Below are 23,323 nucleotides of genomic sequence, written 5' to 3' on the forward strand. Positions count from 1 at the left end.
ACATGGCCGGGCTCAAGACACGCAATGAGATACGCTTCATCCTCAATGGCGAGCACGTTGCGCTGACCAAGGTTGCGCCCGACGAGACCTTGCTCGACTGGCTACGGCTCGAGCGCTCGCTGCGCGGCACCAAGGAAGGCTGCGCCGAAGGCGATTGCGGTGCCTGCACCGTGCTGGTCGGAAGGCTCTCAGCCGGCCGGCTGGTCTATGAAAGCGTCAATGCCTGCATCCGCTTCCTCGGCTCGCTCGATGGCACTCATATCGTGACCGTCGAGCATCTGCGCGGTGACGGCGATAGGCTGCATCCCGTGCAGCAGGCGATGGTCGATTTCCACGGCTCGCAATGCGGCTTCTGCACGCCGGGCTTCGTCATGTCGCTTTACGCCCTGTGGATGCGGTCGCCGGAGCCGTCGGATGCGGCCATCGAAAAGGCACTGCAGGGCAATCTCTGCCGTTGCACCGGCTACGAGGCGATCGTTCGCGCCGCACGTGCCATCTCCAGCTACGGCAAGGCGGCAAAGGACCCGCTGGCAGCAGAGCGCAAGGCGATCGCCGAGAAGCTTGCGGCCATAAAAGACGGTGCGCGCATCGAGATCGGCGCCGGTAAGCAGCGGCTGGTCGTGCCGGCCAATGCCGACGATCTCGCTGCCGTGCTCGACAAGGAGCCGGGCGCCACCATCGTTGCCGGTTCGACCGATGTCGGCCTTTGGGTAACCAAGCATATGCGCGATATTGCGCCGGCGATTTTCATCGGCAATCTCGACGGTCTGTGCGGGATCTCCGAGGACAAGGGCGTCATCTCGATCGGCGCCGGCGTCACCTATACCGAGGCTTTCTCGACGCTGGCGAAACGCGTCCCGGCGCTCGGCCCGCTGTTCGATCGCATCGGCGGCGACCAGGTGCGCAATATGGGCACGATCGGCGGCAACATCGCCAACGGCTCGCCGATCGGCGACACGCCGCCGCCGCTGATCGCACTTGGTGCGCGGCTGACGCTGCGCCGCGGCAACAAGCGGCGGACCATCCCGCTCGAAGATTTTTTTATCGCCTATGGCAAGCAGGACCGGCAGCTGGGCGAATTCGTCGAGGCCGTGCATGTCCCGGTGCCAGGCAGAGACACCAAATTCGCCGTCTACAAGATCACCAAGCGCCGTGACGAGGACATCACCGCAGCACTTGGCGCGTTCCTGCTGACGCTGGCCAGGGATGGCACGGTGGCGGAGGTGCGTATCGCTTATGGCGGCATGGCGGCAACGCCCAAACGGGCTTTCGGCGTGGAAAAGGCGTTGCTCGGCAAGCCTTGGACCGAGGCGACAGTCGAGGCGGCGATGGCCGAATACGCCAGGGATTTCACCCCGCTGACCGACATGCGAGCGAGCGCCGAATACCGGGCGTTGGCGGCACGGAACCTGCTGTTGCGCTTCTTTGCCGAGACCAGCGGCACCAAGGCGCCGATCCAGGTTTCAAGATACGAGACGGCGTGATGACCAAACATGCCCCAAACCTCAAGGCGCAAAAAATCTCCGGTGGCGTTGCCACCGACCAGCGCCATGATTCCGCGCACAAGCATGTCCGCGGCACGGCCGTCTATATCGACGACATGCCGGAATCAGCCGGCACGCTGCATGGCTGCCTTGGGCTTTCGACGGCCACGCACGCCACCATCACCAGCATGGACCTGTCGGCGGTGCGCGCAGCCCCCGGCGTCGTCGATGTGCTGACGGCGAGCGACGTGCCGGGTGAAAACGACATTTCGCCGACCGGCCGTCACGACGAGCCGGTGCTGGCCGACGGCAAGGTGCAGTTCTTCGGCCAGCCGATCTTCTGCGTCATCGCCGAAACGCGCGAGCAGGCGCGCCGCGCCACAAGGCTGGCCAAGGTCGAATACAAGGAATTGTCCTTCGTCACCGACATCGGTGCACTTGATCCCCGCAAGGACAAGCTGGTCACGCCGCCGCTGACCTTGAAGCGTGGCGATGCCGCCGCCTCGATAAAAGCGGCGCCGCGCCGGCTGAAGGGAAAAATGCGCATCGGCGGGCAGGATCATTTTTATCTCGAAGGCCAGATCGCCATGGCCATTCCCGGCGAGGACCAGGACGTCACGATTTATTCCTCGACCCAGCATCCGAGCGAAATCCAGCACATGGTCAGCCATGCGCTCGGCGTGCCGAGCCATGCCGTCACGGTCGAGATCCGCCGCATGGGCGGCGGCTTCGGCGGCAAGGAAACGCAAGGCAACCAGTTTGCCGTATTGGCCGCTATCGCCGCGAAGAAACACCATCGTGCCGTCAAAATCCGGCCCGACCGCGACGACGACATGATCGCCACCGGCAAGCGCCACGACTTTCTGGTCGACTACGAGGTTGGCTTTGACGACGAGGGCAATATCCTCGGTGTCGATTTCATGTTCGCGGCGCGCTGTGGCTTTTCGGCGGACCTGTCCGGCCCGGTGACCGACCGCGCGCTGTTCCATTGCGACAACACTTATTTCTGGCCGGCGGTGCACGCGCAATCGGCGCCGCTCTACACCAACACCGTGTCGAACACCGCCTTCCGAGGCTTCGGCGGGCCGCAAGGCATGGTCGGCGCCGAGCGTGTCATCGAAGAGGTCGCCTTTGCCGTCGGCAAGGACCCGCTGGAGATTCGCAAGAAGAACTTTTATGGCACCAGCGACCGCAACGTCACGCCGTACCACCAGACGGTCGAGGACAACATCATCCACCGCATCGTCGCCGAGCTGGAGTCGAGTTGCGACTATGCGAGGCGCCGCCGCACGGTTCGTGCCTTCAACGCCAACAGTCGCTTCATCAAGCGTGGATTGGCGCTGACGCCGGTCAAGTTCGGCATCTCGTTCACCGCAACGCACTACAACCAGGCCGGCGCGCTGGTGCATGTCTACACCGATGGGTCGGTGCATCTGAACCACGGCGGCACCGAAATGGGGCAGGGCCTCTACGTCAAGGTGGCGCAGGTGGTCGCGGAAGAATTCCAGATCGACCTCGACCAGGTCAAGATCACCGCAACGACGACCGGCAAGGTCCCGAACACCTCGGCGACCGCCGCATCGTCCGGCTCCGATCTCAACGGCATGGCGGCGCAGAACGCAGCCCGGCAGATCAAGGAGCGGCTGACCAATTTCGCCGCCGAAAAATATCAGGTGCCGCGCGACCAGGTGCTGTTCCTGCCCAACCGGGTGCGCATCGGCAATCAGGAGATCGCCTTCGCCGACCTCGTCAGGCAGGCCTACATGGCCCGCATCCAGCTTTCTGCGGCGGGCTTCTACAAGACGCCGAAAATCCACTGGGATCGTGACAAGGGCGAGGGCCGTCCCTTCTACTATTTCGCCTATGGCGCCTCGTGCTCGGAAGTCTCGGTCGACACGCTGACCGGCGAATACATGGTTGAGCGCACCGACATACTGCACGAGACCGGCCGCTCGCTGAACCGCGCCATCGACCTCGGCCAGGTCGAGGGCGGCTTCATCCAGGGCATGGGCTGGCTGACGACGGAGGAACTGTGGTGGGACGATAAAGGCCGGCTGCGCACCCACGCACCGTCGACCTACAAAATCCCCTTGGCCTCGGACCGGCCGAAGATATTCAACGTGACTTTGGCCGATTGGCCGGAAGCGAGCGAGCCGACGGTGCACCGCTCCAAGGCGGTCGGCGAGCCGCCGCTCCCGCTTGGCATGTCGGTGCTGCATGCGCTGTCGGATGCGGTGGCGAGCGTTGTCGATCACCGGATCTGTCCGCGCCTTGACCCACCGGCGACACCGGAGCGGGTGCTGATGGCGATCGAACGGCTGAAGGGTGAGGCCAAGGCCGGCACGTGAACCCAGCCTCGGAATCCCAGAAAGCGTGCAATTCAGGCCGAAAACTCTATATTTCCCGATAGGGAATGCGAATGATGAACGCGAAGGTGCAAAGCTTGAAAGCCTTTCTTGCGCGCGCCGGCCGGGTGGCCCTGGTCGAGGTGGCCGGAACAAAAGGCTCGACGCCACGCGAGAAGGGCGCCTTCATGCTCGTCTCGAGCGCGGCGATTTTTGGCACGATCGGCGGCGGCCAACTCGAATATATGGCGATCGACAAGGCGCGGCAGATGCTTTTCTCCCCCCTTGAGGGGGAGATGGCCGCGGAGCGGCCAGAGGGGGTCGGTAGAGGGAGCGCGCGACCTAAAAAAATGTCGAGCACTGCCGCGGCGACCCCACCCGGCGGCTTCGCCGCCACCCTCCCCTCAAGGGGGAGGGATATCCGAGCTACGCTCGATGTCCCGCTCGGACCCGAAATCGGGCAATGCTGCGGCGGCAGGGTCGAGGTGCTGATCCGGCTGGTCGATGCTGCGTTGGCGCAAGAGCTTGTCGCGGCGGCGGAAGCCGCGGAGGCTCAACTGCCGCATGTCTACATATTCGGCTGTGGTCATGTCGGCCAGGCGTTGGCATCGGCGGTGGCCTTGCTGCCGGTGCGTGTCGCCGTTGTCGAGACGAGGGCCGAGGCGCTGGATGGCATGCCGGACACGATCGAAACCAGCCTGACGCCTATGCCGGAGGCGATGGTGCGCGAGGCTCCGGCCGGGAGCGCCTTCGTCATTCTTACCCACGACCACGCGCTGGATTTCCTGATCGCCACTGAGGCGCTGAAGCGCCGGGATGCCGCCTATGTCGGCATGATCGGCTCGAAGACCAAAAAGGCGACATTCAGGAGCTGGTTCCTGAAGTCGGCGGACGGCAGCGAGGCGGGATTTGCTCGCCTCGTCTCGCCGATCGGCGGCGAAACGGTCAAGGACAAGCGACCGCAAGTGATTGCGGCCTTGGCGGCGGCCGAGATCATGACGGCGCTGGCCGCTCACGCCGTCGCACCAGCGGCTCCGCACCCCGCCTCTCGTGGCAAGGCGATGGCCGCTGACGGCTAACATACTGCCGAGCAGCATTGTTCGTGCAGGCGCGCTTCCATAGCGTGCTGCTCAGATCGGCCGCTTCAGGCCCAGATGGTCGCGCAAGGTGCGGCCTTCGTACTCCGTGCGGAACAGGCCGCGCCGCTGCAATTCCGGCACGACGAGCGCGGCAAAGGCATCGAGTTCACCGGGAAACCAGGACGGCATGACGTTGAAGCCGTCAGCGGCGCCGCCCTCGAAGCGTGCCTCGAGTTCGTCGGCGATCTGAGCCGGCGTGCCGACGACGCGCCAGTGGCCGCGCGCGCCGGCGAAGTGGCGCGCAAGCTGCCGGATGGAGAGCTTGTCCCGGCGCGACTGATCGACGACGAGAGCTTGCCGGCTCTGCATGCCTTCGCTTGCCGGCAGCTCCGGCAATGGTCCATCTATGGGATAGCGCCACAGATCGGAAATGCTGAGATAGCTGGAAAGCAGCGCGATGCCGACATCGTCGGGGATCAACTCCTGCAATTCCTCGTATTTTTCCTGCGCTTCAGCCTCGGTTGCCGCCACGATCGGTGCGACGCCCGGCATGATCTTGATATCATCAGGCTCGCGCCCATAGGTCGCCAGGCGACCCTTGAGATCCTCGTAGAAGGATTTCGCCTCCTCGAATGTCTGCGCCGCTGTGAACACGACGTCGGCGGTGCGGGCGGCAAGGTCCCGGCCAACGTCCGAGGCGCCGGCCTGAACCATCACTGGCGCGCCCTGGGGGGAGCGCGGCAGGTCGAGCGGGTCGCGAACAGAAAAGCTCTGGCCGTCGTGACCGGATCCGGAAGCCCCATCGAGCTTGCCGTGCCAAAGTCCGGTGACGACTTCGGCGAATTCACGCGCGCGCTCATAGCGATCGGCATGCGGGCGCAGGCCGGTCGAGCCGAAATTGGCGGCTTCGATGTGGCTGGCGGAGGTAACCAGGTTCCAGCCGGCGCGCCCACCGCTCAGATGGTCGAGCGACAAGAAGGTCCGCGCCAGCCCGTAAGGCTCGTTGTAGCTCGTCGATGCCGTGGAGACGAGGCCGATGTGGCTGGTCTGGACTGCGAGAGCCGAAAGCAGGCTGATCGGCTCAAAGCCGATCGAGCGCGAGGTCTGGCTAGCGATATTGACATTGGCCTCGCGCACGCCGGCAGCGTCCTCGCAGAAGAGCATATCGAACTTCGCCGCCTCCGCCGTTCGCGCCAGCTGGATGTAGTGCTCGATGTCGACGCCCGCTGTCACATGCGCTTTTGGGTGGCGCCAGGCGGCGATGTGGTGGCCTGTTGCCCAAAGGAAGGCGCCGAGCTTCATCTGACGGGCGGTCATTGTCCCTCCTCCCCGACCAGTCCGAGATGGGAGCGAAGCGTCGCGCCGGGATAATCCGACCGGAGAAGGCCGCGGCGACGAAGCTCCGGCAGCACGTGATCGACGAAATCGTCGAGCACAGACAGCGCCGGCGGCATGAGTATGTTGAAACCGTCGCAGCTTTTCGATCGGAAGGACTCTTCGAGCTTGTCTCCGATCAGGTCCGGCCTGGCGGCCATTTCAGCACTCGGCGCGACGTTCATCAGCACCTTTATCGCGCCAGGACTACGCCCGAACGCAAGTGCGCGGCGCTTCAGATCGTCAGCCTTCGCGCCCACGACCGATGGCTCGTCCAACAGGATGACGTCGGCGACGCGGGCGCCGATATCCATGTCGGCCTCCGACAGGCCAGACATGACGAGCACCGGCATATCCTGCGGCGACCGCGCAACATTCAGCGGGCCGCCCACAGAGAAAAACTCGCCCTTGTGGTCGAGCAGGTGCATCTTTTCGGGATCGAAGAAGCGGCCGCCGCTTTTGTCGAACAGCAGGGCATCCGTATCCCAGCCTTGCCACAAGCCCTGCACGATGCCGATGAATTCCTCCGCACGTCGGCGGAAGTCGTCGCCGGAAAACCCTTCCGGACGGCTGAAATTGGCTGCCTCGCGCGGATCGGGGAACATGCTCGCGTTCCAGCCGGCACGGCCATGGCTGATGACGTCGAGCGAGGCGAAACGGCGCGCCAGATTGTAGGGCTGGTGGGCAACCGTCGACGCGGCGGCGATCAGGCCGATCCTGCTTGTGACCGTCGCCAGCGCCGCCAGCAGGGTCGTCGCTTCGAAGGGCACTTGCCGGTTCGGCGCGTCGCCGCGTGCAGCGGGCGCGGAATCGGCAAGAACCACCATGTCCAAGCCGGCTGCTTCGGCCTTTTGCACGAACCGGGCCAGAAGGCTGAAATCCGGGCCGGCGTCGGACGGATGGGAGGGCGCGGCTTCCGGAACCAGTGAAACGGCAAGATGCATTGTGGCGCCGTCGGCCATCGGTCTTCCCTGGTGAGTGAGATTCCGCAGGAATTATCTTCACCAGCTGGACGGAAAGCAACCGGCCAGTCGGCGATCATTTGCCGGCCAGAATATCCTTGATCAGCCGCTGACAGCGCTCGGCCATGAAGTCGAGCAGCAGCCGCACCTTCGGGTCCTGCAGCTTCTTGTGCGGATAGACGGCGGCGAACTGCACCGGCGTCGGCGGCGTGTCGGACAGGATCACCTTCAGCCGCTGGTCGCGGATGAACGGCTCGACCTCGAATCGCGGCTTGTTGATGATGCCGCGGCCGGACAGCGCCCAGCCGGTCAGCACGTCGCCATCGTCCGTGTCATAGGGTCCGTGCACTTCGAATTTTCGCGGGCCGTCCGCCGTCTGCAGCGTCCAGACGTATTCGCGCGCGCCGGAATAGCGCAGCATCAGGCAGTCGTGCTTCTTGCCGATCAATTCCTGCGGCTCGGTCGGCTCGCCACGCGCCTCCAGATATTTCGGTGCCGCCACCAGCACCCGTTCGCACTCCATGATCCCGCGCATCCTGAGGCTGGAATCTTCGATGATGCCCAGCCGGAAGGCGACATCGATGCCTTCCTTCATAATGTCGACATTGTGGTCTGAAAGCCTCAACCGAACCTCGATATCAGGATATTTGTCGTGGAAATCGGGGATGCCCGACGCCACCAGCCGGCGGCCGAGGCCGAGCGGCGCTGTCACTTTTATGGTGCCGCGCGGCTGGCCGGATAAGGCGCTGACCGCAGCCTCCGCCTCGGTGACCGCCTCCAGCACCTGCTTGGCGCCGGAGTAGAACACGGTGCCGTGCTCGGTCGGCATCAGCTGCCGGGTCGTGCGGTTGAACAGCCTGACACCAAGATGCTTCTCGAGCTCCTTGATGCGGTTGGAGGCGACCGCCGGCGAGATGCGCATGTCGCGGCCCGCCGCCGACAAATTGCCAAGCTCGACGACGCGGACGAAGACGGCGATGTTGTCGAGGTAGGCCATGCGGGTTTCGTGGCTCTCATGCAGCTGCGTGTAACGAGCCTAGTATTTTCCAATTTTTTTTGAAAGTCATCGTGCAGCTCGGCCCTTTCCGTTTGCGCTCCAGCCCGTAAAGTCACCCAATCGGCAGGGACGATCTTTCAATGATGGATTTCGCGATTTTCTGGGACTGGCTGAGTTTCGCCGTGCGCTGGCTGCATGTCGTCACCGGCATCGCCTGGATCGGCTCATCCTTCTATTTCGTCGCACTCGATCTCGGCCTGCGCCAGCGTCCGGGCATGCCCGCCGGCGCCTTCGGCGAGGAATGGCAGGTGCATGGCGGCGGCTTCTACCACATCCAGAAATATCTGGTGGCGCCGGCCGAGATGCCCGAGCACCTGACCTGGTTCAAATGGGAATCCTACGCCACCTGGCTGTCAGGCTTTGCCATGCTGTGCGTCGTCTACTATGCCGGGGCGGACCTGTTCCTGATCGATCCCAATGTCCTCGCCATGTCGGTGCCTACAGGCATCTTGCTGTCGCTGGCGACGATCGGCGTCGGCTGGGTGGTCTATGATCTCTTGTGCCGCTCGCCGCTCGGCAAAAGCGACACCGGCCTGATGCTAGTGCTCTACGCCGTGCTGGTGTTCATCGCCTGGGGTCTTACCCATTTGTTCACCGGCCGCGCCGCCTTCCTGCATCTTGGCGCCATCACAGCGACGATCATGTCGGCCAACGTCTTCATGGTCATCATCCCGAACCAGAAGATCGTCGTCGCCGACCTGATAGCCGGCCGCAAGCCCGACCCGAAATACGGCAAGATCGCCAAGCAGCGCTCGCTGCACAACAATTACCTGACCCTGCCTGTTTTGTTCCTCATGCTGTCGAACCACTACCCGCTGGCCTTCGGCACTGAGTTCAACTGGGTGATCGCCTCGCTGGTGTTCATCATCGGCGTGCTGATCCGGCATTATTTCAACACCATGCATGCGCGCAAGGGCAACCCGACCTGGACTTGGCTGGCTGCCGCCGTCCTGTTCGTCGTCATCATGTGGCTGTCGACGGTGCCGAAAGTGCTGACCGGCGAAGCCAAGGCGTCCTCGGCGGCACAAATCTATGTCGCCTCGGCGCATTTTCCCGCCGTGCGCGACACAGTGCTTGGCCGCTGCTCGATGTGTCATGCGCAGGAGCCGTCCTACGAGGGCATCTATCACGCGCCAAAAGGTGTGATGCTCGACACGGACGCCGGTATCGCCGAGCAAGCCCGCGAGATCTACCTGCAGGCCGGCCGCAGCCACGCCATGCCGCCCGCCAACGTCACGCAGATTACCGACAAGGAACGGGCACTGCTGGTGGCATGGTTCGAGGAGGCGGAGAAATAAGCATGATCAGCACACTCCTGCGCGGCCGCACACTGTCCTTTCTGCGCTGGCCTGAGACCGTCGACGACCATCCCGCCTGGCGCTACGAGGAGGACGGCGGCCTGCTGATCCGCGACGGCAGGATCGCAGCCGCCGGCACCTATGCCGAGGTCGAGAAAAAGGCTGATGAAGGCGCAAAAAAGATCGATCACCGCCCACATCTGCTGCTGCCGGGCTTCATCGACGCGCATGCGCATTTTCCGCAGATGCAGGTCATCGCCTCCCATGGCGCGGAACTGCTCGACTGGCTGAACACCTATACTTTTCCTGAGGAAACCAAATTCCAGAACGCCCAGCATGGCCGCCGCATTGCCAGGCTGTTTCTCGATGAGGTGGTGCGTCACGGCACGACGACAGTCGCCGCCTATTGCTCGGTCCACAGGGAGTCCGCCGAAGCGTTCTTCGCCGAGTCGCATGACCGCAACATGCTCAACATCGCCGGCAAGGTGATGATGGACCGTAACGCGCCGGAGGGTGTGCTCGATACAGCGCAATCGGCTTATGACGATAGCAAGGCGCTGATCGCCGATTGGCACGGCAAGGGACGCCAGCATTATGCCATCACGCCGCGCTTCGCCATCACCTCGTCACCCGAGCAGTTGGAAATGGCGGGCGCGCTCTGCCGCGAATATCCTGATCTGCACATGCAGACGCACCTGTCGGAAAACCACGCCGAGATTGCCTTTACGCTGCAGCTCCATCCAAAGGCGCGCGACTATACCGACGTCTACGAGCACTACGGGCTGCTCGGGCGCAAAAGCTTGTTCGGCCACTGCATTCATCTGTCGGAACGCGAGGCGGATTCGCTTTCGGATTCAGGCTCGGTGGTGGTGTTCTGCCCGACCTCGAACCTGTTTCTCGGCTCGGGCCTGTTCGATTATCAGCGCTACCGCACGCGAGACAAAGCTCTCCGCATCGCGGCCGCCACCGATGTCGGCGGCGGCACCAATTACTCGATGCTGCGCACCATGGACGAGGGCTACAAGGTGATCGCGCTGAACGGCGAAAAGCTCAACCCGTTCCAGTCGTTCTGGCAGCTCACCCGCGGCAATGCCGAGGCGCTGTCGGTCGTGGAAAGAATCGGCACGCTGGACCAAGGCAGCGATGCCGATATCATCGTGCTCGACGCCCGCGCCACGCCGGCGATGCGGCTGCGGATGGAGACGGCGGACACGCTGGCGGAGGAATTGTTTATGCTGCAGACGCTCGGCGACGACCGCGCCGTGCGCGAAGTCTATGTCGCCGGGCGGGCGGCGAAGAGCGATATGGCGGTTTAGCTATCCCGCACGTTCCGTCTTGACCGGGCGGCAGCCATCGGTCAAAGCCTGCAGCGAAGTTGACAGGGGAACGACATGGCCGTTGCGGACGACATCGCTCTGATCAAGAAACAGGAAGCCACGCTTGTCTTTCCCGTCTTCGACGAGGCTGTTGCCTTCAAGATCGGCTCGGCGATCCGCGACCGAGCGCTAGCCGAAGACCTGCCGATCATCGTCGACATCAGGACCTTCGACCGGCCGCAGTTCTATGCAGCGATGCCAGGCTCGAACGCCTCCAATCCGGACTGGGCGCGGCGCAAGATCAACGTCGTGCGCCGGTTTTTGAGAAGCACCTACCGCCTGGTGCTGGAGCAGCAGCGCCCCGACCGCAGCTTCAAGCCGGGCGAGGGCCTCGACATATCAGACTATGTGCTTGCCGGTGGCGGCTTTCCCGTAACGGTCAAAGGTGCCGGCGTGATCGGTGTGATCGCGGTCTCGGGCTTGCCGGAGCGCGAGGATCACGGCGTCGTCGTCGACGCGTTGTGCAGCCATCTCGGTGTCGACGGGCGCCAATTGGCACTGCCGCCGGAAGCAAAATGACTGAGATCGATCCCAAGACCTTCCTCACCGCCATTTTCAACGCCGCCGTCGCCGCTGCCGATCCCCAGAGAACCATCAGGGATCGTCTGCCGGCAATGCCGAAAGGGCGCACCATCGTCATCGGCGCCGGAAAAGGCTCAGCGCAGATGGCGGCGGCATTCGAAAAAGTATGGGACGGGCCGATCGAAGGGCTGGTCGTCACCCGCTACGGCTATGGCGCGACCTGCCAGCGCATCGGGATCATCGAGGCGGCGCATCCGGTGCCGGACGCAGCCGGTCTCGAAGCCTCGCGCCGGCTGCTCGAAAAGGTGCAGGGGCTGACCGCGGACGATCTGGTCGTGGCGCTTATCTCGGGTGGCGGCTCGGCGCTGCTGCCGTCGCCTGCTGGAGGTCTGACGCTGGCCGACGAGATCGCCGTCAACGAGGCGCTGCTCGCCTCCGGCGCGCCGATCGCCGCAATGAACACCATCCGCAAGCATGTATCCACGATCAAGGGCGGCAGGCTGGCGGCGGCAGCATATCCCGCCAAGGTGGTGTCGCTGGTCGTCTCCGACATTCCGGGCGACAATCCGGCGCTGGTCGCTTCCGGCCCGACCGTTCCCGATTCCGGCAGCCGCGAAAACGCATTGGCGTCGATCGCCGCCTATGACATGAGACTGCCGGCCGCGGTGATGGCGCATATCAATTCGCCGGCCGCAGAGGCGCCGTGCGGCGACGATCCGCGTTTTTCGCGCAATGAAGTGCATCTGATCGCCTCGGCCGGCGTGTCGCTGGAAGCGGCTGCGGCCGAAGCCAGACGCCAAGGCATCGAAGCGGTCATCCTCTCCGATTCCATCGAGGGCGAGGCGCGCGAGGTGGGCGGCGTCCACGCCGCGATCGCGCGTGAGGTGGCGACGCGCAACCGGCCTTTCCCAAAGCCGGTGCTGATCCTGTCGGGCGGCGAGACGACAGTGACCGTGCGCACAAAAGGCAAGGGCGGCCGCAACTCGGAATTCCTGCTTGCCTTCGCAATCGGCATCAGCGGCATGGCGAGCGTCCACGCGCTGGCCGCCGACACCGACGGCATCGACGGCTCTGAGGACAACGCCGGCGCCTTTGCCGACGGTTCGACTGTGGCGCGGATGCGGGCGGCAGGCGTCGATGCCAAGGCGATGCTTGCCGGCAACAATGCCTGGACGGCATTCAATGCTATTGGCGATCTTTTCGTGCCCGGCCCGACCGGGACGAACGTCAATGATCTCCGGGCGATACTGATCAGATAGGTTCAGGCGGCCATCAGCGTCTTCACCGCCTTCATATCCTTCAGGAACCGCTCGCGTTCGGCCTGTTTGTCCGCCGGCTCGCGGATACGCAGGATGAAGGACGGATGGATCGTGACGAACACACGCAGGCCATCCTCGCGCTCCACGACCGCGCCGCGCATCTTCATGATCGGCACGACTTTACCGAGCAGTGACTGCGCCGCCGTTGCGCCGAGCGCCACAGCCAGATTGGGTTTTACCAGATCGAGCTCTTTGTCGAGCCACCAGCGGCAGGCCTGCACCTCGCCGGCATTCGGCTTGGAGTGGATGCGCCGCTTGCCGCGCGGCTCGAATTTGAAATGCTTGACCGCGTTGGTGACATAGACTTTCAGCCGGTCGACGCCGGCTTCGTCCAGGATTGCGTCGAAGACCTTGCCAGCAGGCCCGACGAAAGGTTTGCCGGCCAGATCCTCCTGGTCGCCGGGCTGTTCACCGACGAAAATCACCTTGGCCTTATCAGGGCCTTCGCCGAACACGGTCTGTGTCGCATTGCGCCACAGTGAACATCGGCGGCAGGCTTTCGCCACTTCGCTGAGTTCGGGAATGGTGCTTGCGCCGTCGTCTTCCGCCGTCTCAGGCAATTCAGGCTTGGGCCAGCGTCTTGCCTGCACCTTGGCGTGGCGTGGCGCGGGATTTGTCTGCATCCTGGCGATCATGGCTGATGCGGCCTTGTCCGCTGCTGCGATCAGATGCGGAATGAGCGAAGCCCCGGAAAGGTTCCTTCAAATAGCTCGGACCCGGCTTTCGCCGGGAGAATGACCGGCGATGCGATCCTCACACCTCATGCAGATAGAGATGATAATCCAGTTCACTGACGGTGCGCGCCACCCGCAGATATTCGGATTGCTTGATCGCAACGAATGTCCGGTGCAGGTCTTCGCCCAACGCTCCTTTGAGGAACGTCGACGCGCGAGCGGCCTCGATCGCGGCGCGCCAGTCTACCGGCATGGTCGTGCGCGTGATTGCCGATTCGTAGCCATTGCCGGTGGTTTCGGGGCCGGGGTCGAGTCCTTCGTCGAGACCCCTGGTGATGCCGGCCAGCACGGTTGCGGCGACCAGATAGGGGTTTGCGTCGACGCCCGACGGCCGGTGCTCGATGCGCCGGTTTTTCGCATCGCCTGCCGGCACGCGCAGCGCCACCGAGCGGTTGTTGACGCCCCAGGTCGGCGCCACTGGGGCATAGGATTGCGAGACGAAGCGACGCCATGAATTGGCGTGCGGTGCGAACACCAGCATCGATTCGGCCATGGTCTGGATGAGGCCGCCCAGTCCGCGCAGCAGCGGCAAGGACCAGGTCTCGCCGCTGGCTTCAGCGAAGACGTTCTTGCCGGCCTTGTCCTGCAGCGAGACATGGAAATGCATGCCGGAGCCGGCATATTTCTCGATCGGCTTGGCCATGAAGCAAGCGGTGACGCCGTGGCGGCGCGCCTGTGCCCGCACCAGCCGCTTCAGCATGACGAGATCATCGGCCGCCTGCATCACATCCTGGCGATAGTTCAGCGTCAGCTCGTACTGGCCCGGCGCATATTCGGAAATGACCGTCTCGGCCGGGATGCCTTGCACCTTGGCCGCGGCGTAGATGTCGGAAAACAACGGCTCCATGCCGTGCAGATGGTCGACGGAATAGACCTCGGTCTTGGCCGAACGGCGGCCGTCGAGCACCGCGTTCGCCGGTCGCACCTTGCCGTCCGCGTCACGCTCATTGGCGAGCAGGAAGAATTCGAGCTCGAAGGCGCCGGCAGGATGCAGGCCCTTGGCCGCCAGTATCTCCACCTGACGGGCAAGCGCCAGCCGCGGGTCGGAGGACATGGGCTGACCGTCGAGATGATACATCGCCATCAGCACCTGGCCGCGCGGCGGCTGTGTACCGAACAGCGGCACCAGCGTGCCGGGGATCGGCCATGCCCGCAGGTCGCCGTCGCCGGTCGTCCAGATCAGCCCGGTCTCGTGAACGTCCTCGCCGGTAATGTCGAGGCCGAGGATGGATATCGGCATGTGCCGGCCGCCCTCGAAGATGCTCATCAACTCATGCCGGCGCACGATCTTGCCGCGGCCGACGCCATTGGCGTCGGTCAGCACGATGTCGAACGCCTCGATCTCCGGGTGGGCGTCGAGAAAGGTTTGCGCCTCGGCGGGCGTCGAGCCCGAAGGGGAGGCGATGATGGCGTTCAAAGTTTGCTTGTGCGCTTCTCTCATGCGCTAGCTTGTCTCATGCCGCGAGCCTTGCCGCAACCGCGCCGAAGGCGGTGATCAGGCGGTTGACCTGGGTGGCGCTGGTCGCCGGCGAGATCAGCATCATGTTGTGGAACGGCGCGATCAGCACGCCGCGATTGACCAGCGCGACATGGATCGCCGCTTCGAGCTCCGGCGCGTGCGCTGTTTCCGCCTCGCCGCCATTCCTCAACGGGCCGGGTGCGCAGATGAACTCGACGCGCGCGCCGACTCGAGCGACATGCCAGGGCAGGCGGTAGCGGTCGATGACAGCGGTCAACCCGGCGTCGAGCCGCCGCGCCAGGTGGTCCATATGGCTGTAGCTCTCGTCGGTCATCACTTCTTCGAGCGTGGCGCGCATTGCGGCGAATTGCAGCGGATTGGCCGAGAGCGTCGTGCCCATGCCGGAATAGCCTGGCTGTTTCTGGCTATTATAGGCAGCATAGCGCGTGGCGACGTCGTCGCTCATGCCCCACACGCTGGCCGGAACGCCGCCGGCGATCGGCTTGCCGAGCACGAACAGGTCCGGCTCCAAGCCGTGTTTCTCGGTGTAGCCGCCCGGACCGGTCGAGATCGTGTGCGTCTCGTCGATCAGAAGCAGGGTGCCGGCCGCGTGGGTGAGACGTCGCAGCGCTTCGTGGAAGCCGGGATCGGGCAGCACCATGCACGAGTTGGTCAGCACCGGCTCGGTGATGACGCAGGCGACATCCCCGTCCCGGAGCGCGGCCTCAAGCGCCGGCACATCGTTGAACTCGATGACATCAGTTGCCCGGGTCAGGTCGCGGAATTCGCCGGCCAGTCCCGGCCGGTTGACCGGTCTGCCGTCGACCAGCCGCACCATCGTCTCGTCGACCGAGCCGTGATAGCAGCCGTTGAAGACCAGGATCTTTTCCCGGCCGGTGATGGCGCGGGCAACGCGCAGCGCAAAGCGGTTGGCATCGGTCGCCGTCGTCGCGATCTGCCAGAACGGCAGGCCGAAGCGCTGTTGCAGCAGTGGGCCGATGGCGAGTGCATCCTCCGAAGGCAGCATGTAGGTGAGGCCGCGTCCAGCCTGCCGGCGGATGGCGCGGGCGACCGGCGGCGGCGAATGGCCGAACATCGAGCCGGTATCGCCGAGGCAGAAATCGTCGAGCCTGTTGCCGTCGATATCGGTGATGGTGGCGCCCTTTGCGCTGCCGACCAGGATCGGGAATGGCGTCGGCCAGTCGTTCATCCAGTGCATCGGCACGCCGCCGAAGAAGCCCGGCAGACCATTGCCGGCCTTCGCTGCCGATTTTGGCCGTGCCTTGCGGAAGGCTTCGGCCTCGGTCTCGCGCAGATCGGCGATGCGGGCAGTGCTGATGCCGCCGACGGATGTCTTTGAATGGTCGATTGTATGCATGAAGGCCCCTCTCGTACGTCACTCTAGCCAATCGGCATCCGGAACCGCAATTGGCCGCGCGGCCGCCCTGCATTGGTTCAGCGGCCACGATAGAAGAGCACTGGCGCTTGACCTCGGGGCATCCTCCAGCATCAATGCAGGTGGGTTTTGTGGCTTGGGGGAGAAAAGATGCGGACGATCTTCTGTGTAACAACGCTGCTGCTGTCGGCCGGCACGGCCTTCGCCACCGGCGGCATCTGGTGCTCCGCCGAGGATGCCGCGGTGAAATTCGAGGTCGAAGCCGGCGTCACCAGAGGCATGGGCGGGCCGACCTTCAATTTTCGCGGCGACCTCGAAATTCTTGGCAGGCCCGTTGGCGACGGTCTGCGCAAGAGCGTGTTCGAGGGTTCCAACCTCACGCAATACTGGCTCGACGGCAAGGAACTGCGGCTGCTCGTCTATCGCGAGCACGAGGTCGCAAACACCTATAGCTCAGTCGAACTGACGATCTTGACCAAGGCCAGCGAAGAAGGCGTTTATGACGGGCGCTATTCGCTCGCGATCTATGACGGCACGGCTGCCGCGGACAAAGACGACAAGCCTGTCGAATTGACCGGCAAGGTCTCCTGCGGGGCCGAGTAGAACTCCCGGCTAGTTATGCCGAAATATCGATAACGCCGCAGTCGCCGGCCGCACTGCCGAAGGCGACGCGGCGCTCTTGCCTGTCCCACATCATCGAGGTGATGGCGCCCTTGCCCGGCCGGCGCAGCAGCACTTCCTTGGCGTCGGTGAAGCGCACGGCCATCACCATGCCGTCATCATAGCCGACGGCGACGACATCCTGGCTCGGATGGCAGGCCACTGAGGTCACCATGGCGTTGCCGCGCGTGCCGAGCTCCAGCGGCGCCTTGCCCATCGGCCCGTCCTTACCCGAAAACGGCCAGACGATCGCCGCCGGCGCGCCGGAACTCGCCAGCCATTTTCCCTTGGACGCCCACGACAGGCTTTTGACCTTGCCTGGATAGCCGCTCATGCGCATGTGCTTGCCGTCGGCCAGCTTCCAGCCATGCAGCGCGTTTTCCTGCATGGTGGTGACGAGGAAGGCGCCGTCCGGCGAGAAGGTGATGCCGGTGTGGGCGCCGGCCCATTCGAGCTCGACAGGCTTGCCGTCGGCCGCCGGGAAATGCAGCGTCGCGCCATTGTAGCGGGCGACGCCAAAGCGCATGCCCTTGGGCGAGAACGCCAGCCCCTCGACCGAACGCGGATGCAAGAATTCCCTGGTCTTGCCGTCGGCGAAGCGCACATACGCGGTCTTGCCCGAGGCGTAGGCAATGGCACCTTGCGGCCCGGCGGCAACGCTGGTGATCCATTTTTTGCCGGCGCTTGCCAGTTCCGCCGCATTGCCGCCTGCGGTGACGGCAAAGACCTTGCCGTCCTCGCCGCCGGTGATCAGCCGGTCGTTGGCCGCGTCGTGGAAGGCCGCGAGCAAGCCGTCATTGGCCTGCACAGTCTTGTGGCCATGGTCGAGCCGATGGATGGTGCCGTCGGCCAGGGCAAAGTGCGGCACGTCGTCAAGGAAGACGGCGGCGATGCAATGGCCATCGAGATCAAGCGGGGCGACTGTGGGCATGCGAGCTGTTCCATTAGAGATCGTTGTGGTCGCCTTGCCGCCGCAGAGGAATCGTTAGCGTGGCTAGGTGCGACGCGACCTTCTCCCCTTGTGGGAGAAGGTGGATTGGCGCGCAGCGCCAAGACGGTTGAGGGGTGCTGGACGAAACGCCGTCAGTGCCAAGCTGGAACACGCCTCATCCGACCGAGCTTCGCTCGGCCACCTTCTCCCACAAGGGGAGAAGGAAAGAAGGTGCAGCGCTATCGTTATAAGGTTTGGAAATCAAGCGGCCTGGCAGGCGTCAAAACTCTTCTTCAGCCGCTCGGCATCGAGCTCGCGGCCGATGAACACCAGCCGGCTCTCGTGCTTCTCGCCGTCCTTCCAGGCGCGCTGGTGGTCGCCCTCGATAATCATGTGCACGCCCTGGATGACATAGCGCTCATCATCGCCCTTGAGCGCGATGATGCCTTTTAGCCGCAGGATGTTCGGGCCTTCCATCTGGGTGATCTTCTCGATCCACGGGAAGAATTTCTTCGGGTCCATCTCGCCGCCGCGCAACGACACCGATTGCACCGTCACGTCATGAATATCGGACGGGTGCGCGTGATGATGGTGGTCATGCCCGTCATGATCATGGTGATGATGGCCGTCATGGTCATGATGGTCGTGGTCATGGTCGTCATGCGCCTCGAGGAAATGCGGGTCGTTCTCCAGCGCCCGCGAGAGATCGAAGGCGCCGCGGTCGAGCACTTCCGACAACGCCAGGCCGGCGCGTGTGGTGCGATGGATCCTGGCCGCCGGGTTGATCGCGCGGATCGTCGCCTCGACCTTGCCCAGTTCCTCCGGCGTGACGAGATCGGTCTTGTTGAGCACGACGACATCGGCAAAGGCGATCTGGTCCTCGGCTTCACGGGAATCCTTCAGCCGCAACGGCAGGTGCTTGGCGTCGACCAGCGCCACCACTGCGTCGAGCCTGGTCTTGGAGCGCACATCATCGTCCATGAAGAAGGTCTGCGCCACCGGCACCGGATCGGCGAGGCCAGTCGTCTCGATCACGATGGCGTCGAAACGGCCCGGCCGGCGCATCAGGCCTTCGACGACGCGGATCAGGTCGCCGCGCACCGTGCAGCAGACGCAGCCATTGTTCATCTCGTAGATTTCCTCGTCGGATTCCACGATCAGCTCGTTGTCGATGCCGATCTCGCCGAATTCATTGACGATGACGGCGTAGCGCTTGCCGTGGTTTTCCGAAAGGATGCGGTTGAGCAGCGTGGTCTTGCCGGCGCCGAGATAGCCGGTGAGAACGGTTACGGGGATCTGCGTCGTCTGTGCATCGCTCATGTTGGGCCTCGAAAAGGATTGTTGGCTCCATATAGGATGTGCGCCTCGCTTTTGCACGCAGCAAACCAATGGGCCAAACAGGTCGCCAACATTGCCGAACTTTCATTAGTGCTGGCTGGCCTCACTGCCTAGATAAGAACAAGGTGAGTTGCTCGACAGAATGAAAGTGACGCCGGATGCCCGACAATCCATCCTTATTTCCATTGAACCGGCGTCGGGCGCTCGGCCTCATCGCCGTCACTGCCGGCGGCGGCATTTTCCTTCCAGCTGCAAGGGCCGAAGAAGCCTCGCCCTTTGCCGGGCTTGTCCTGTTCGATAGTGGTGCCGGCGTCTGCGCGATCACGCCGGAGGCGACCGAGGGGCCGTTCTATTTCGACCCGAAGCTCGAGCGCGCCGATATCACCGAGGGCAAAGCGGGCATTGCCCTCAATGTACGGCTGCAGGTGGTCGACGCGGGCTGCCGGCCGCTTCCCGGCGCGCGCGTCGACATCTGGCATTGCGATGCGCAAGGGCATTATTCGGGCTATCCTGGACAAGGTGACGGCCAGGATGTCGACACGTCAGGCCAGAGTTTTCTGCGCGGCTGGCAAAAGACGGACGACACCGGCATCGTTTCCTTCGCCACCATTTATCCCGGCTGGTATCGCGGCCGCACCACCCACATCCACTTCAAGGTCTTCCCCAACGACAATTCGGTGATGACCGGCCAGCTGTTTTTCCCCGACAGCCTGAGCGAGCAGATATTCACCACTGTCGCGCCCTACACCGACCGGTCCGGCAGGCGGGATACGCTGAATGCCAGGGACGGTATCGCCCGGCGCGCCGGGCCGCTGTCGCAGGCGGCGCTGCGTGAGGTGGCGGACGCCTACCAGGCGTTGATGATCGTCGCGGTAAAGGCTGATTGAGTCTCGTTTCGTGTGTGCGGCGCTCCTGCGGAAAGCTCCCACCTGCACTGAAAAGTCGTTTGTCATCTAACTGAAATAAACATCTGGCATTAGCCACGGCGGACATCGCATTGCTTGCCGGCAAAGCTGTTTTGCAGAGCCGGATCTTTTTGATCGTCGATTGCCAACCGGGCGGCTGCCTCTATGCTGTCCGCACCGGTTCGGCCGAAGAGGGATGACCATGGCCAAGGCGGACAAAACTGCGACAATGAGCCGGCTGCATTCGGCGGCGCGGCTGGCACGTACTGCGCTGGCGGCGCGGCTCCTAGGGCACGGCTTTTATGCCGGCCAGGACCAGATCATGCTGGCGCTCGACCGCGAGGACGGGCAGACGCCCGGCAATCTTGCCGGCCGCCTCGGTGTTCGCCCGCCGACCATCACCAAGACCATCAACCGGCTTCAGGCGCAGGGCTTCCTGGAAAAGCGCGCCTCGGCCGCCGATGCCCGCCAGGCCCATATCTTCCTGACCGACACCGGCCGCGAAATCATTCACGCCATCGAGAAATCGGTGAAGAAGACCGAGAAGCAGGCGCTGAAAGGTCTCGACAAAAAGGACCAGAAGGCGCTGTTCAAGCTGCTCGCCCGCGTCGAGGCGAACCTCTCGAATGGAGAGATGGTTCTCGTCGATGATGAGATCGACGCCGACGAATGATCCGCGGCTGACGGCATCAGGCAGCTGCTGCCGACGACCCATGGACCAATGCCGACCAGCGGCCCGGCGTGACACCGAACGCCTTCTTGAAGTGCCTGTTGAAATGACTTTGGTCGCTGAAACCGGCCGCTATTGCGATCTGCGCCAATGGCTCGCTCGCCTCGATCATGCGGCGTGCTCGTTGAAGTCGGCGCATCAAGAGAAAGCGATGCGGGCTGGTGGAGAAGGCCGCACGGAAATGCCGCGATAGGGCGTAGCGATCCAGCCCGGTGATCGCCTCCAGCTCCTCGGAACGGACGATACGGAAAACATTTTCTTCCAGATAGTCGCGTGCCAGGCTGGCTGCCCGCCACGCTGTCCTCGGGATCGGCTTCGCCGGCAGGCCTGCATGCCGTGTTAGGCTTTGCATCAGCTGCGCAATGAAGTCGGCGACAAAAAGATCGTCCAGCTTCTGGTCCAAAGGCCCCAGCGCCGAAAGCAGCCTCATGCGGAAAGCTGGATCCGTCACCACGGCATCCCTGACGAAAGGCAGCGGTGCGCCGACCGTATCGAGGCAGTCCAGCACGACGGACGGCTCTAGATAAAGCATCCTGTAACGCAGGCCGTCTTCGGTGCCGGCACCGCCGTCGTGCAATTCGTCGGGATGCAGCACGATAATCTGGCCGGGCAGGCTGTGATGCGTCGCGCCGCGATAGCGGAAGGTCTGCACGCCATGCAGCGTCACGCCGATCGCGTAGGTATCGTGACGATGGAGATCGAAGGCGCTGCCGTGGAACCGTGCCTCGATACGCTCCATGCCGACCGAATCGGGGGCCGAGATGACGCAGTTTTCAGCCACGTCAACGCACAAACGTCCAAGACCCTGAAAGGCCTCGCCCGCTAAATCGTGTGGCATCGCTTCATCCACGAACCAATGGCGAATGTCTCATGTTCGACACCAAGTTTGCAATCGTGCTGCAGGACGATCTTCCCGTCTGGCAAAAGCTCAATGTCACGGCCTTCCTGACCAGCGGCATCGTCGCGCAGTATACAGAAATCATCGGCGAACCCTATCGCGACCGCGCCGGCAATATTTATAACCCGCTCTCGATCCAGCCGGTCATCGTGCTTTCGGCCGACCGCCCGACGCTTAGTGCGATCCACCGGCGGGCGCTGGACCGCGGCGTGACAACTTCGCTCTACGTCGACGAAATGTTTTCGACTGGACACGATGCCGCCAACCGCGCCGTCTTTGCCGAATTCGCGCCCGACGACGCCAAGGTCGTCGGCATCGCGCTGCGCGCCGAAAAGAAGCTTGTCGACAAGATCACCAAGGGCGCCCGTATGCATCCCTAGCGCATCGGCCCGAAAATCGTAGTCGGTCTTTTTGGCTTGCCGGCAGGTGGCAATTCCCGCAAAGGTGGGCTCTACCTCACTATCCGGCCCGAAATTGACTGCTCCCCCAACACAAGACGAAAGCGCGACGCCTCCGGCGGCGATCCTTTGCATGCTTTCGGTCTATGTGTTTTTTACCTTTCTGGACACCAGCAGCAAATATCTTGTCCTGGCCGGGGTCTCGGCGTTGATCGTCGCCTGGGCTCGCTTCGCCGTCCACGTCGTGCTTGTCGGTATCTTTCTCCGCGGATGGCGCGAGCCGGCGCGCTTTCGCGCCAACAATTTGCCAGCGCATATCCTGCGCGGCGCCTTCCTGTTCGGATCGACCATTTGCAACGTCATGGCGCTGCGGACCCTGCAACTGGCCGAAACCACCTCGATTTACTTCTTCGCACCGATGGTGATCACAGCACTCGCCGGTCCGCTGCTCGGCGAATGGGCCGGCTGGCGGCGCTGGCTGGCGATCCTGAGCGGCTTCATCGGCGTCCTCATCATCACCCGGCCGGGCGTTGGCGTCTTTGGCCTTGGCCACCTCTTCGCGCTAGGCTCGATGCTGTCGAACTGTTTCTACGTCATCATGACGCGGCGCATGTCGGCCACGGAAACCTCGGAGAGCCTCATCCTCTTTTCGGCGCTGGCGCCCGCCGTGCTGCTCCTGCCGATGCTGCCGTTTTCGCTCTCCCTGCCGCAGGATGGCTGGCACTGGTTCATCTTGCTGATGCTTGGCGTCTTCGGCGCAATCGGCCACTGGCTCCTGGTTCAGGCCTATCGTCTCGCCACCACCACGGCACTGGCCCCCTATCCCTATTCGCAGATGATCTGGATGATCATTGCCGGCTGGATTGTCTTCAACCAGTTCCCCGATCGGTGGACGCTCGTCGGCGCGGCCGTCATCGTCGCCAGCGGCCTTTACATCGTCCATCGCGAGCACAGGCTCCGCGTGCGCAATCGCGCCGCCCTCGACGTCGAGATGGAAGCGCTGGCAAAAAAACTTTGATTTGCTCCCGATCGATGGCATAAGAGCCCGCCTTTAAACA

General features: G+C 63.6%; 21 protein-coding genes. 12 read left to right on the forward strand and 9 right to left on the reverse strand.

The genetic code is table 11. The annotated features are described in order from the left end of the window. The first annotated feature begins 2 nt into the window (after positions 1–2). The 3 genes from xdhA to xdhC all read left to right on the forward strand — a co-directional run bounded on the left by xdhA (position 3) and on the right by xdhC (position 4,908). Positions 3–1,484: a xanthine dehydrogenase small subunit gene (gene xdhA / locus RPG13_RS08345; protein ID WP_126103939.1), complete on the forward strand. Its 1,482-nt coding sequence runs from the start codon at positions 3–5 to the stop codon at positions 1,482–1,484. Continuing rightward, the gene (gene xdhB / locus RPG13_RS08350; RefSeq protein ID WP_337124828.1) at positions 1,484–3,832 is read left to right on the forward strand and encodes a xanthine dehydrogenase molybdopterin binding subunit; all 2,349 of its coding nucleotides are present in this window, start codon (positions 1,484–1,486) and stop codon (positions 3,830–3,832) included. The genes xdhA and xdhB overlap by 1 nt, the downstream gene beginning before the upstream one ends. 74 nt (positions 3,833–3,906) lie before the next feature. Beyond that, the gene (gene xdhC, locus RPG13_RS08355; RefSeq protein WP_337126996.1) at positions 3,907–4,908 is read left to right on the forward strand and encodes a xanthine dehydrogenase accessory protein XdhC; all 1,002 of its coding nucleotides are present in this window, start codon (positions 3,907–3,909) and stop codon (positions 4,906–4,908) included. A gap of 51 nt (positions 4,909–4,959) precedes the next feature. On the opposite strand, the gene RPG13_RS08360 is transcribed toward xdhC, so the two are convergent. From RPG13_RS08360 to RPG13_RS08370, 3 genes are all read right to left on the reverse strand, one after another. After that, entirely contained in the window at positions 4,960–6,225 is a 1,266-nt protein-coding gene (locus RPG13_RS08360) for an LLM class flavin-dependent oxidoreductase (RefSeq protein ID WP_127289907.1), read from the reverse strand. Then, positions 6,222–7,244, reverse strand: coding sequence for an LLM class flavin-dependent oxidoreductase (locus RPG13_RS08365; protein WP_127289909.1), 1,023 nt, complete (start codon positions 7,242–7,244; stop codon positions 6,222–6,224). Before RPG13_RS08365 ends, RPG13_RS08360 begins: the two co-directional genes overlap by 4 nt. A gap of 76 nt (positions 7,245–7,320) precedes the next feature. Beyond that, on the reverse strand, positions 7,321–8,241 hold the full coding sequence (locus tag RPG13_RS08370; RefSeq protein WP_095484394.1) for a LysR family transcriptional regulator: 921 nt from the start codon (positions 8,239–8,241) through the stop codon (positions 7,321–7,323). Positions 8,242–8,381: 140 nt separating this feature from the next. On the opposite strand from RPG13_RS08370, the gene RPG13_RS08375 reads away from it, so the two are divergent. The 4 genes from RPG13_RS08375 to RPG13_RS08390 all read left to right on the forward strand — a co-directional run bounded on the left by RPG13_RS08375 (position 8,382) and on the right by RPG13_RS08390 (position 12,756). Beyond that, a complete protein-coding gene (locus RPG13_RS08375; protein WP_127289911.1) occupies positions 8,382–9,599 on the forward strand; it encodes a urate hydroxylase PuuD in 1,218 nt (405 codons plus the stop codon). Between the two features lie 2 nt (positions 9,600–9,601). Continuing rightward, entirely contained in the window at positions 9,602–10,915 is a 1,314-nt protein-coding gene (gene guaD, locus RPG13_RS08380) for a guanine deaminase (RefSeq protein ID WP_127289913.1), read from the forward strand. Between the two features lie 75 nt (positions 10,916–10,990). Beyond that, positions 10,991–11,494, forward strand: a complete 504-nt coding sequence (locus RPG13_RS08385) for a heme-degrading domain-containing protein (RefSeq protein WP_337124829.1) — start codon at positions 10,991–10,993, stop codon at positions 11,492–11,494. After that, positions 11,491–12,756: a glycerate kinase type-2 family protein gene (locus RPG13_RS08390; protein WP_337124830.1), complete on the forward strand. Its 1,266-nt coding sequence runs from the start codon at positions 11,491–11,493 to the stop codon at positions 12,754–12,756. The genes RPG13_RS08385 and RPG13_RS08390 overlap by 4 nt, the downstream gene beginning before the upstream one ends. 2 nt (positions 12,757–12,758) lie before the next feature. On the opposite strand, the gene RPG13_RS08395 is transcribed toward RPG13_RS08390, so the two are convergent. The 3 genes from RPG13_RS08395 to RPG13_RS08405 all read right to left on the reverse strand — a co-directional run bounded on the left by RPG13_RS08395 (position 12,759) and on the right by RPG13_RS08405 (position 16,387). Beyond that, on the reverse strand, positions 12,759–13,493 hold the full coding sequence (locus RPG13_RS08395; RefSeq protein ID WP_337126997.1) for a UdgX family uracil-DNA binding protein: 735 nt from the start codon (positions 13,491–13,493) through the stop codon (positions 12,759–12,761). A gap of 76 nt (positions 13,494–13,569) precedes the next feature. After that, a complete protein-coding gene (locus tag RPG13_RS08400) occupies positions 13,570–14,991 on the reverse strand; it encodes a glutamine synthetase family protein (RefSeq protein WP_127289921.1) in 1,422 nt (473 codons plus the stop codon). A gap of 13 nt (positions 14,992–15,004) precedes the next feature. Next, a complete protein-coding gene (locus tag RPG13_RS08405) occupies positions 15,005–16,387 on the reverse strand; it encodes an aspartate aminotransferase family protein (RefSeq protein WP_337124831.1) in 1,383 nt (460 codons plus the stop codon). Positions 16,388–16,555: 168 nt separating this feature from the next. Here RPG13_RS08405 and RPG13_RS08410 point away from each other — a divergent pair, with 168 nt between their 5' ends. Then, on the forward strand, positions 16,556–17,008 hold the full coding sequence (locus RPG13_RS08410; RefSeq protein WP_337124832.1) for a hypothetical protein: 453 nt from the start codon (positions 16,556–16,558) through the stop codon (positions 17,006–17,008). 13 nt (positions 17,009–17,021) lie between these two features. On the opposite strand, the gene RPG13_RS08415 is transcribed toward RPG13_RS08410, so the two are convergent. After that, positions 17,022–17,996, reverse strand: coding sequence for a WD40 repeat domain-containing protein (locus RPG13_RS08415; protein WP_337124833.1), 975 nt, complete (start codon positions 17,994–17,996; stop codon positions 17,022–17,024). Between the two features lie 261 nt (positions 17,997–18,257). After that, on the reverse strand, positions 18,258–19,316 hold the full coding sequence (locus RPG13_RS08420; protein ID WP_126103931.1) for a CobW family GTP-binding protein: 1,059 nt from the start codon (positions 19,314–19,316) through the stop codon (positions 18,258–18,260). A 176-nt stretch (positions 19,317–19,492) separates the two neighbouring features. Between RPG13_RS08420 and RPG13_RS08425 the strand changes: the two genes are divergently transcribed. Both RPG13_RS08425 and RPG13_RS08430 read left to right on the forward strand, forming a co-directional pair. After that, the gene (locus RPG13_RS08425; RefSeq protein ID WP_337124834.1) at positions 19,493–20,221 is read left to right on the forward strand and encodes an intradiol ring-cleavage dioxygenase; all 729 of its coding nucleotides are present in this window, start codon (positions 19,493–19,495) and stop codon (positions 20,219–20,221) included. A 220-nt stretch (positions 20,222–20,441) separates the two neighbouring features. Continuing rightward, on the forward strand, positions 20,442–20,912 hold the full coding sequence (locus tag RPG13_RS08430; RefSeq protein WP_095484383.1) for a MarR family winged helix-turn-helix transcriptional regulator: 471 nt from the start codon (positions 20,442–20,444) through the stop codon (positions 20,910–20,912). A 16-nt stretch (positions 20,913–20,928) separates the two neighbouring features. Here RPG13_RS08430 and RPG13_RS08435 read toward each other — a convergent pair whose 3' ends face one another. Beyond that, positions 20,929–21,807: an AraC family transcriptional regulator gene (locus tag RPG13_RS08435; RefSeq protein ID WP_095484382.1), complete on the reverse strand. Its 879-nt coding sequence runs from the start codon at positions 21,805–21,807 to the stop codon at positions 20,929–20,931. A gap of 32 nt (positions 21,808–21,839) precedes the next feature. On the opposite strand from RPG13_RS08435, the gene RPG13_RS08440 reads away from it, so the two are divergent. Both RPG13_RS08440 and RPG13_RS08445 read left to right on the forward strand, forming a co-directional pair. Then, positions 21,840–22,247, forward strand: coding sequence for a DUF2000 family protein (locus RPG13_RS08440; protein ID WP_095484381.1), 408 nt, complete (start codon positions 21,840–21,842; stop codon positions 22,245–22,247). A 151-nt stretch (positions 22,248–22,398) separates the two neighbouring features. Further along, positions 22,399–23,283, forward strand: coding sequence for a DMT family transporter (locus RPG13_RS08445; RefSeq protein WP_164547055.1), 885 nt, complete (start codon positions 22,399–22,401; stop codon positions 23,281–23,283). Positions 23,284–23,323 lie beyond the last annotated feature (40 nt).

It is taken from the genome of Mesorhizobium sp. ISC15, assembly GCF_037162615.1.
GTDB lineage: Bacteria > Pseudomonadota > Alphaproteobacteria > Rhizobiales > Rhizobiaceae > Mesorhizobium > Mesorhizobium mediterraneum.

Coding starts and splice junctions, on each gene's coding strand:
- xdhA (WP_126103939.1), top strand. CDS start 3: ATGGCCGGGCTCAAGACACGCAATGAGATACGCTTCATCCTCAATGGC.
- RPG13_RS08365 (WP_127289909.1), bottom strand. CDS start 7,244: ATGGCCGACGGCGCCACAATGCATCTTGCCGTTTCACTGGTTCCGGAA.
- RPG13_RS08430 (WP_095484383.1), top strand. CDS start 20,442: ATGGCCAAGGCGGACAAAACTGCGACAATGAGCCGGCTGCATTCGGCG.
- RPG13_RS08385 (WP_337124829.1), top strand. CDS start 10,991: ATGGCCGTTGCGGACGACATCGCTCTGATCAAGAAACAGGAAGCCACG.
- RPG13_RS08435 (WP_095484382.1), bottom strand. CDS start 21,807: ATGCCACACGATTTAGCGGGCGAGGCCTTTCAGGGTCTTGGACGTTTG.
- RPG13_RS08440 (WP_095484381.1), top strand. CDS start 21,840: ATGTTCGACACCAAGTTTGCAATCGTGCTGCAGGACGATCTTCCCGTC.
- RPG13_RS08375 (WP_127289911.1), top strand. CDS start 8,382: ATGATGGATTTCGCGATTTTCTGGGACTGGCTGAGTTTCGCCGTGCGC.
- RPG13_RS08445 (WP_164547055.1), top strand. CDS start 22,399: ATGCTTTCGGTCTATGTGTTTTTTACCTTTCTGGACACCAGCAGCAAA.
- RPG13_RS08410 (WP_337124832.1), top strand. CDS start 16,556: ATGCGGACGATCTTCTGTGTAACAACGCTGCTGCTGTCGGCCGGCACG.
- RPG13_RS08360 (WP_127289907.1), bottom strand. CDS start 6,225: ATGACCGCCCGTCAGATGAAGCTCGGCGCCTTCCTTTGGGCAACAGGC.
- RPG13_RS08420 (WP_126103931.1), bottom strand. CDS start 19,316: ATGAGCGATGCACAGACGACGCAGATCCCCGTAACCGTTCTCACCGGC.
- RPG13_RS08415 (WP_337124833.1), bottom strand. CDS start 17,996: ATGCCCACAGTCGCCCCGCTTGATCTCGATGGCCATTGCATCGCCGCC.
- guaD (WP_127289913.1), top strand. CDS start 9,602: ATGATCAGCACACTCCTGCGCGGCCGCACACTGTCCTTTCTGCGCTGG.
- RPG13_RS08425 (WP_337124834.1), top strand. CDS start 19,493: ATGCCCGACAATCCATCCTTATTTCCATTGAACCGGCGTCGGGCGCTC.
- xdhC (WP_337126996.1), top strand. CDS start 3,907: ATGAACGCGAAGGTGCAAAGCTTGAAAGCCTTTCTTGCGCGCGCCGGC.
- RPG13_RS08390 (WP_337124830.1), top strand. CDS start 11,491: ATGACTGAGATCGATCCCAAGACCTTCCTCACCGCCATTTTCAACGCC.
- xdhB (WP_337124828.1), top strand. CDS start 1,484: ATGACCAAACATGCCCCAAACCTCAAGGCGCAAAAAATCTCCGGTGGC.
- RPG13_RS08405 (WP_337124831.1), bottom strand. CDS start 16,387: ATGCATACAATCGACCATTCAAAGACATCCGTCGGCGGCATCAGCACT.
- RPG13_RS08400 (WP_127289921.1), bottom strand. CDS start 14,991: ATGAGAGAAGCGCACAAGCAAACTTTGAACGCCATCATCGCCTCCCCT.
- RPG13_RS08370 (WP_095484394.1), bottom strand. CDS start 8,241: ATGGCCTACCTCGACAACATCGCCGTCTTCGTCCGCGTCGTCGAGCTT.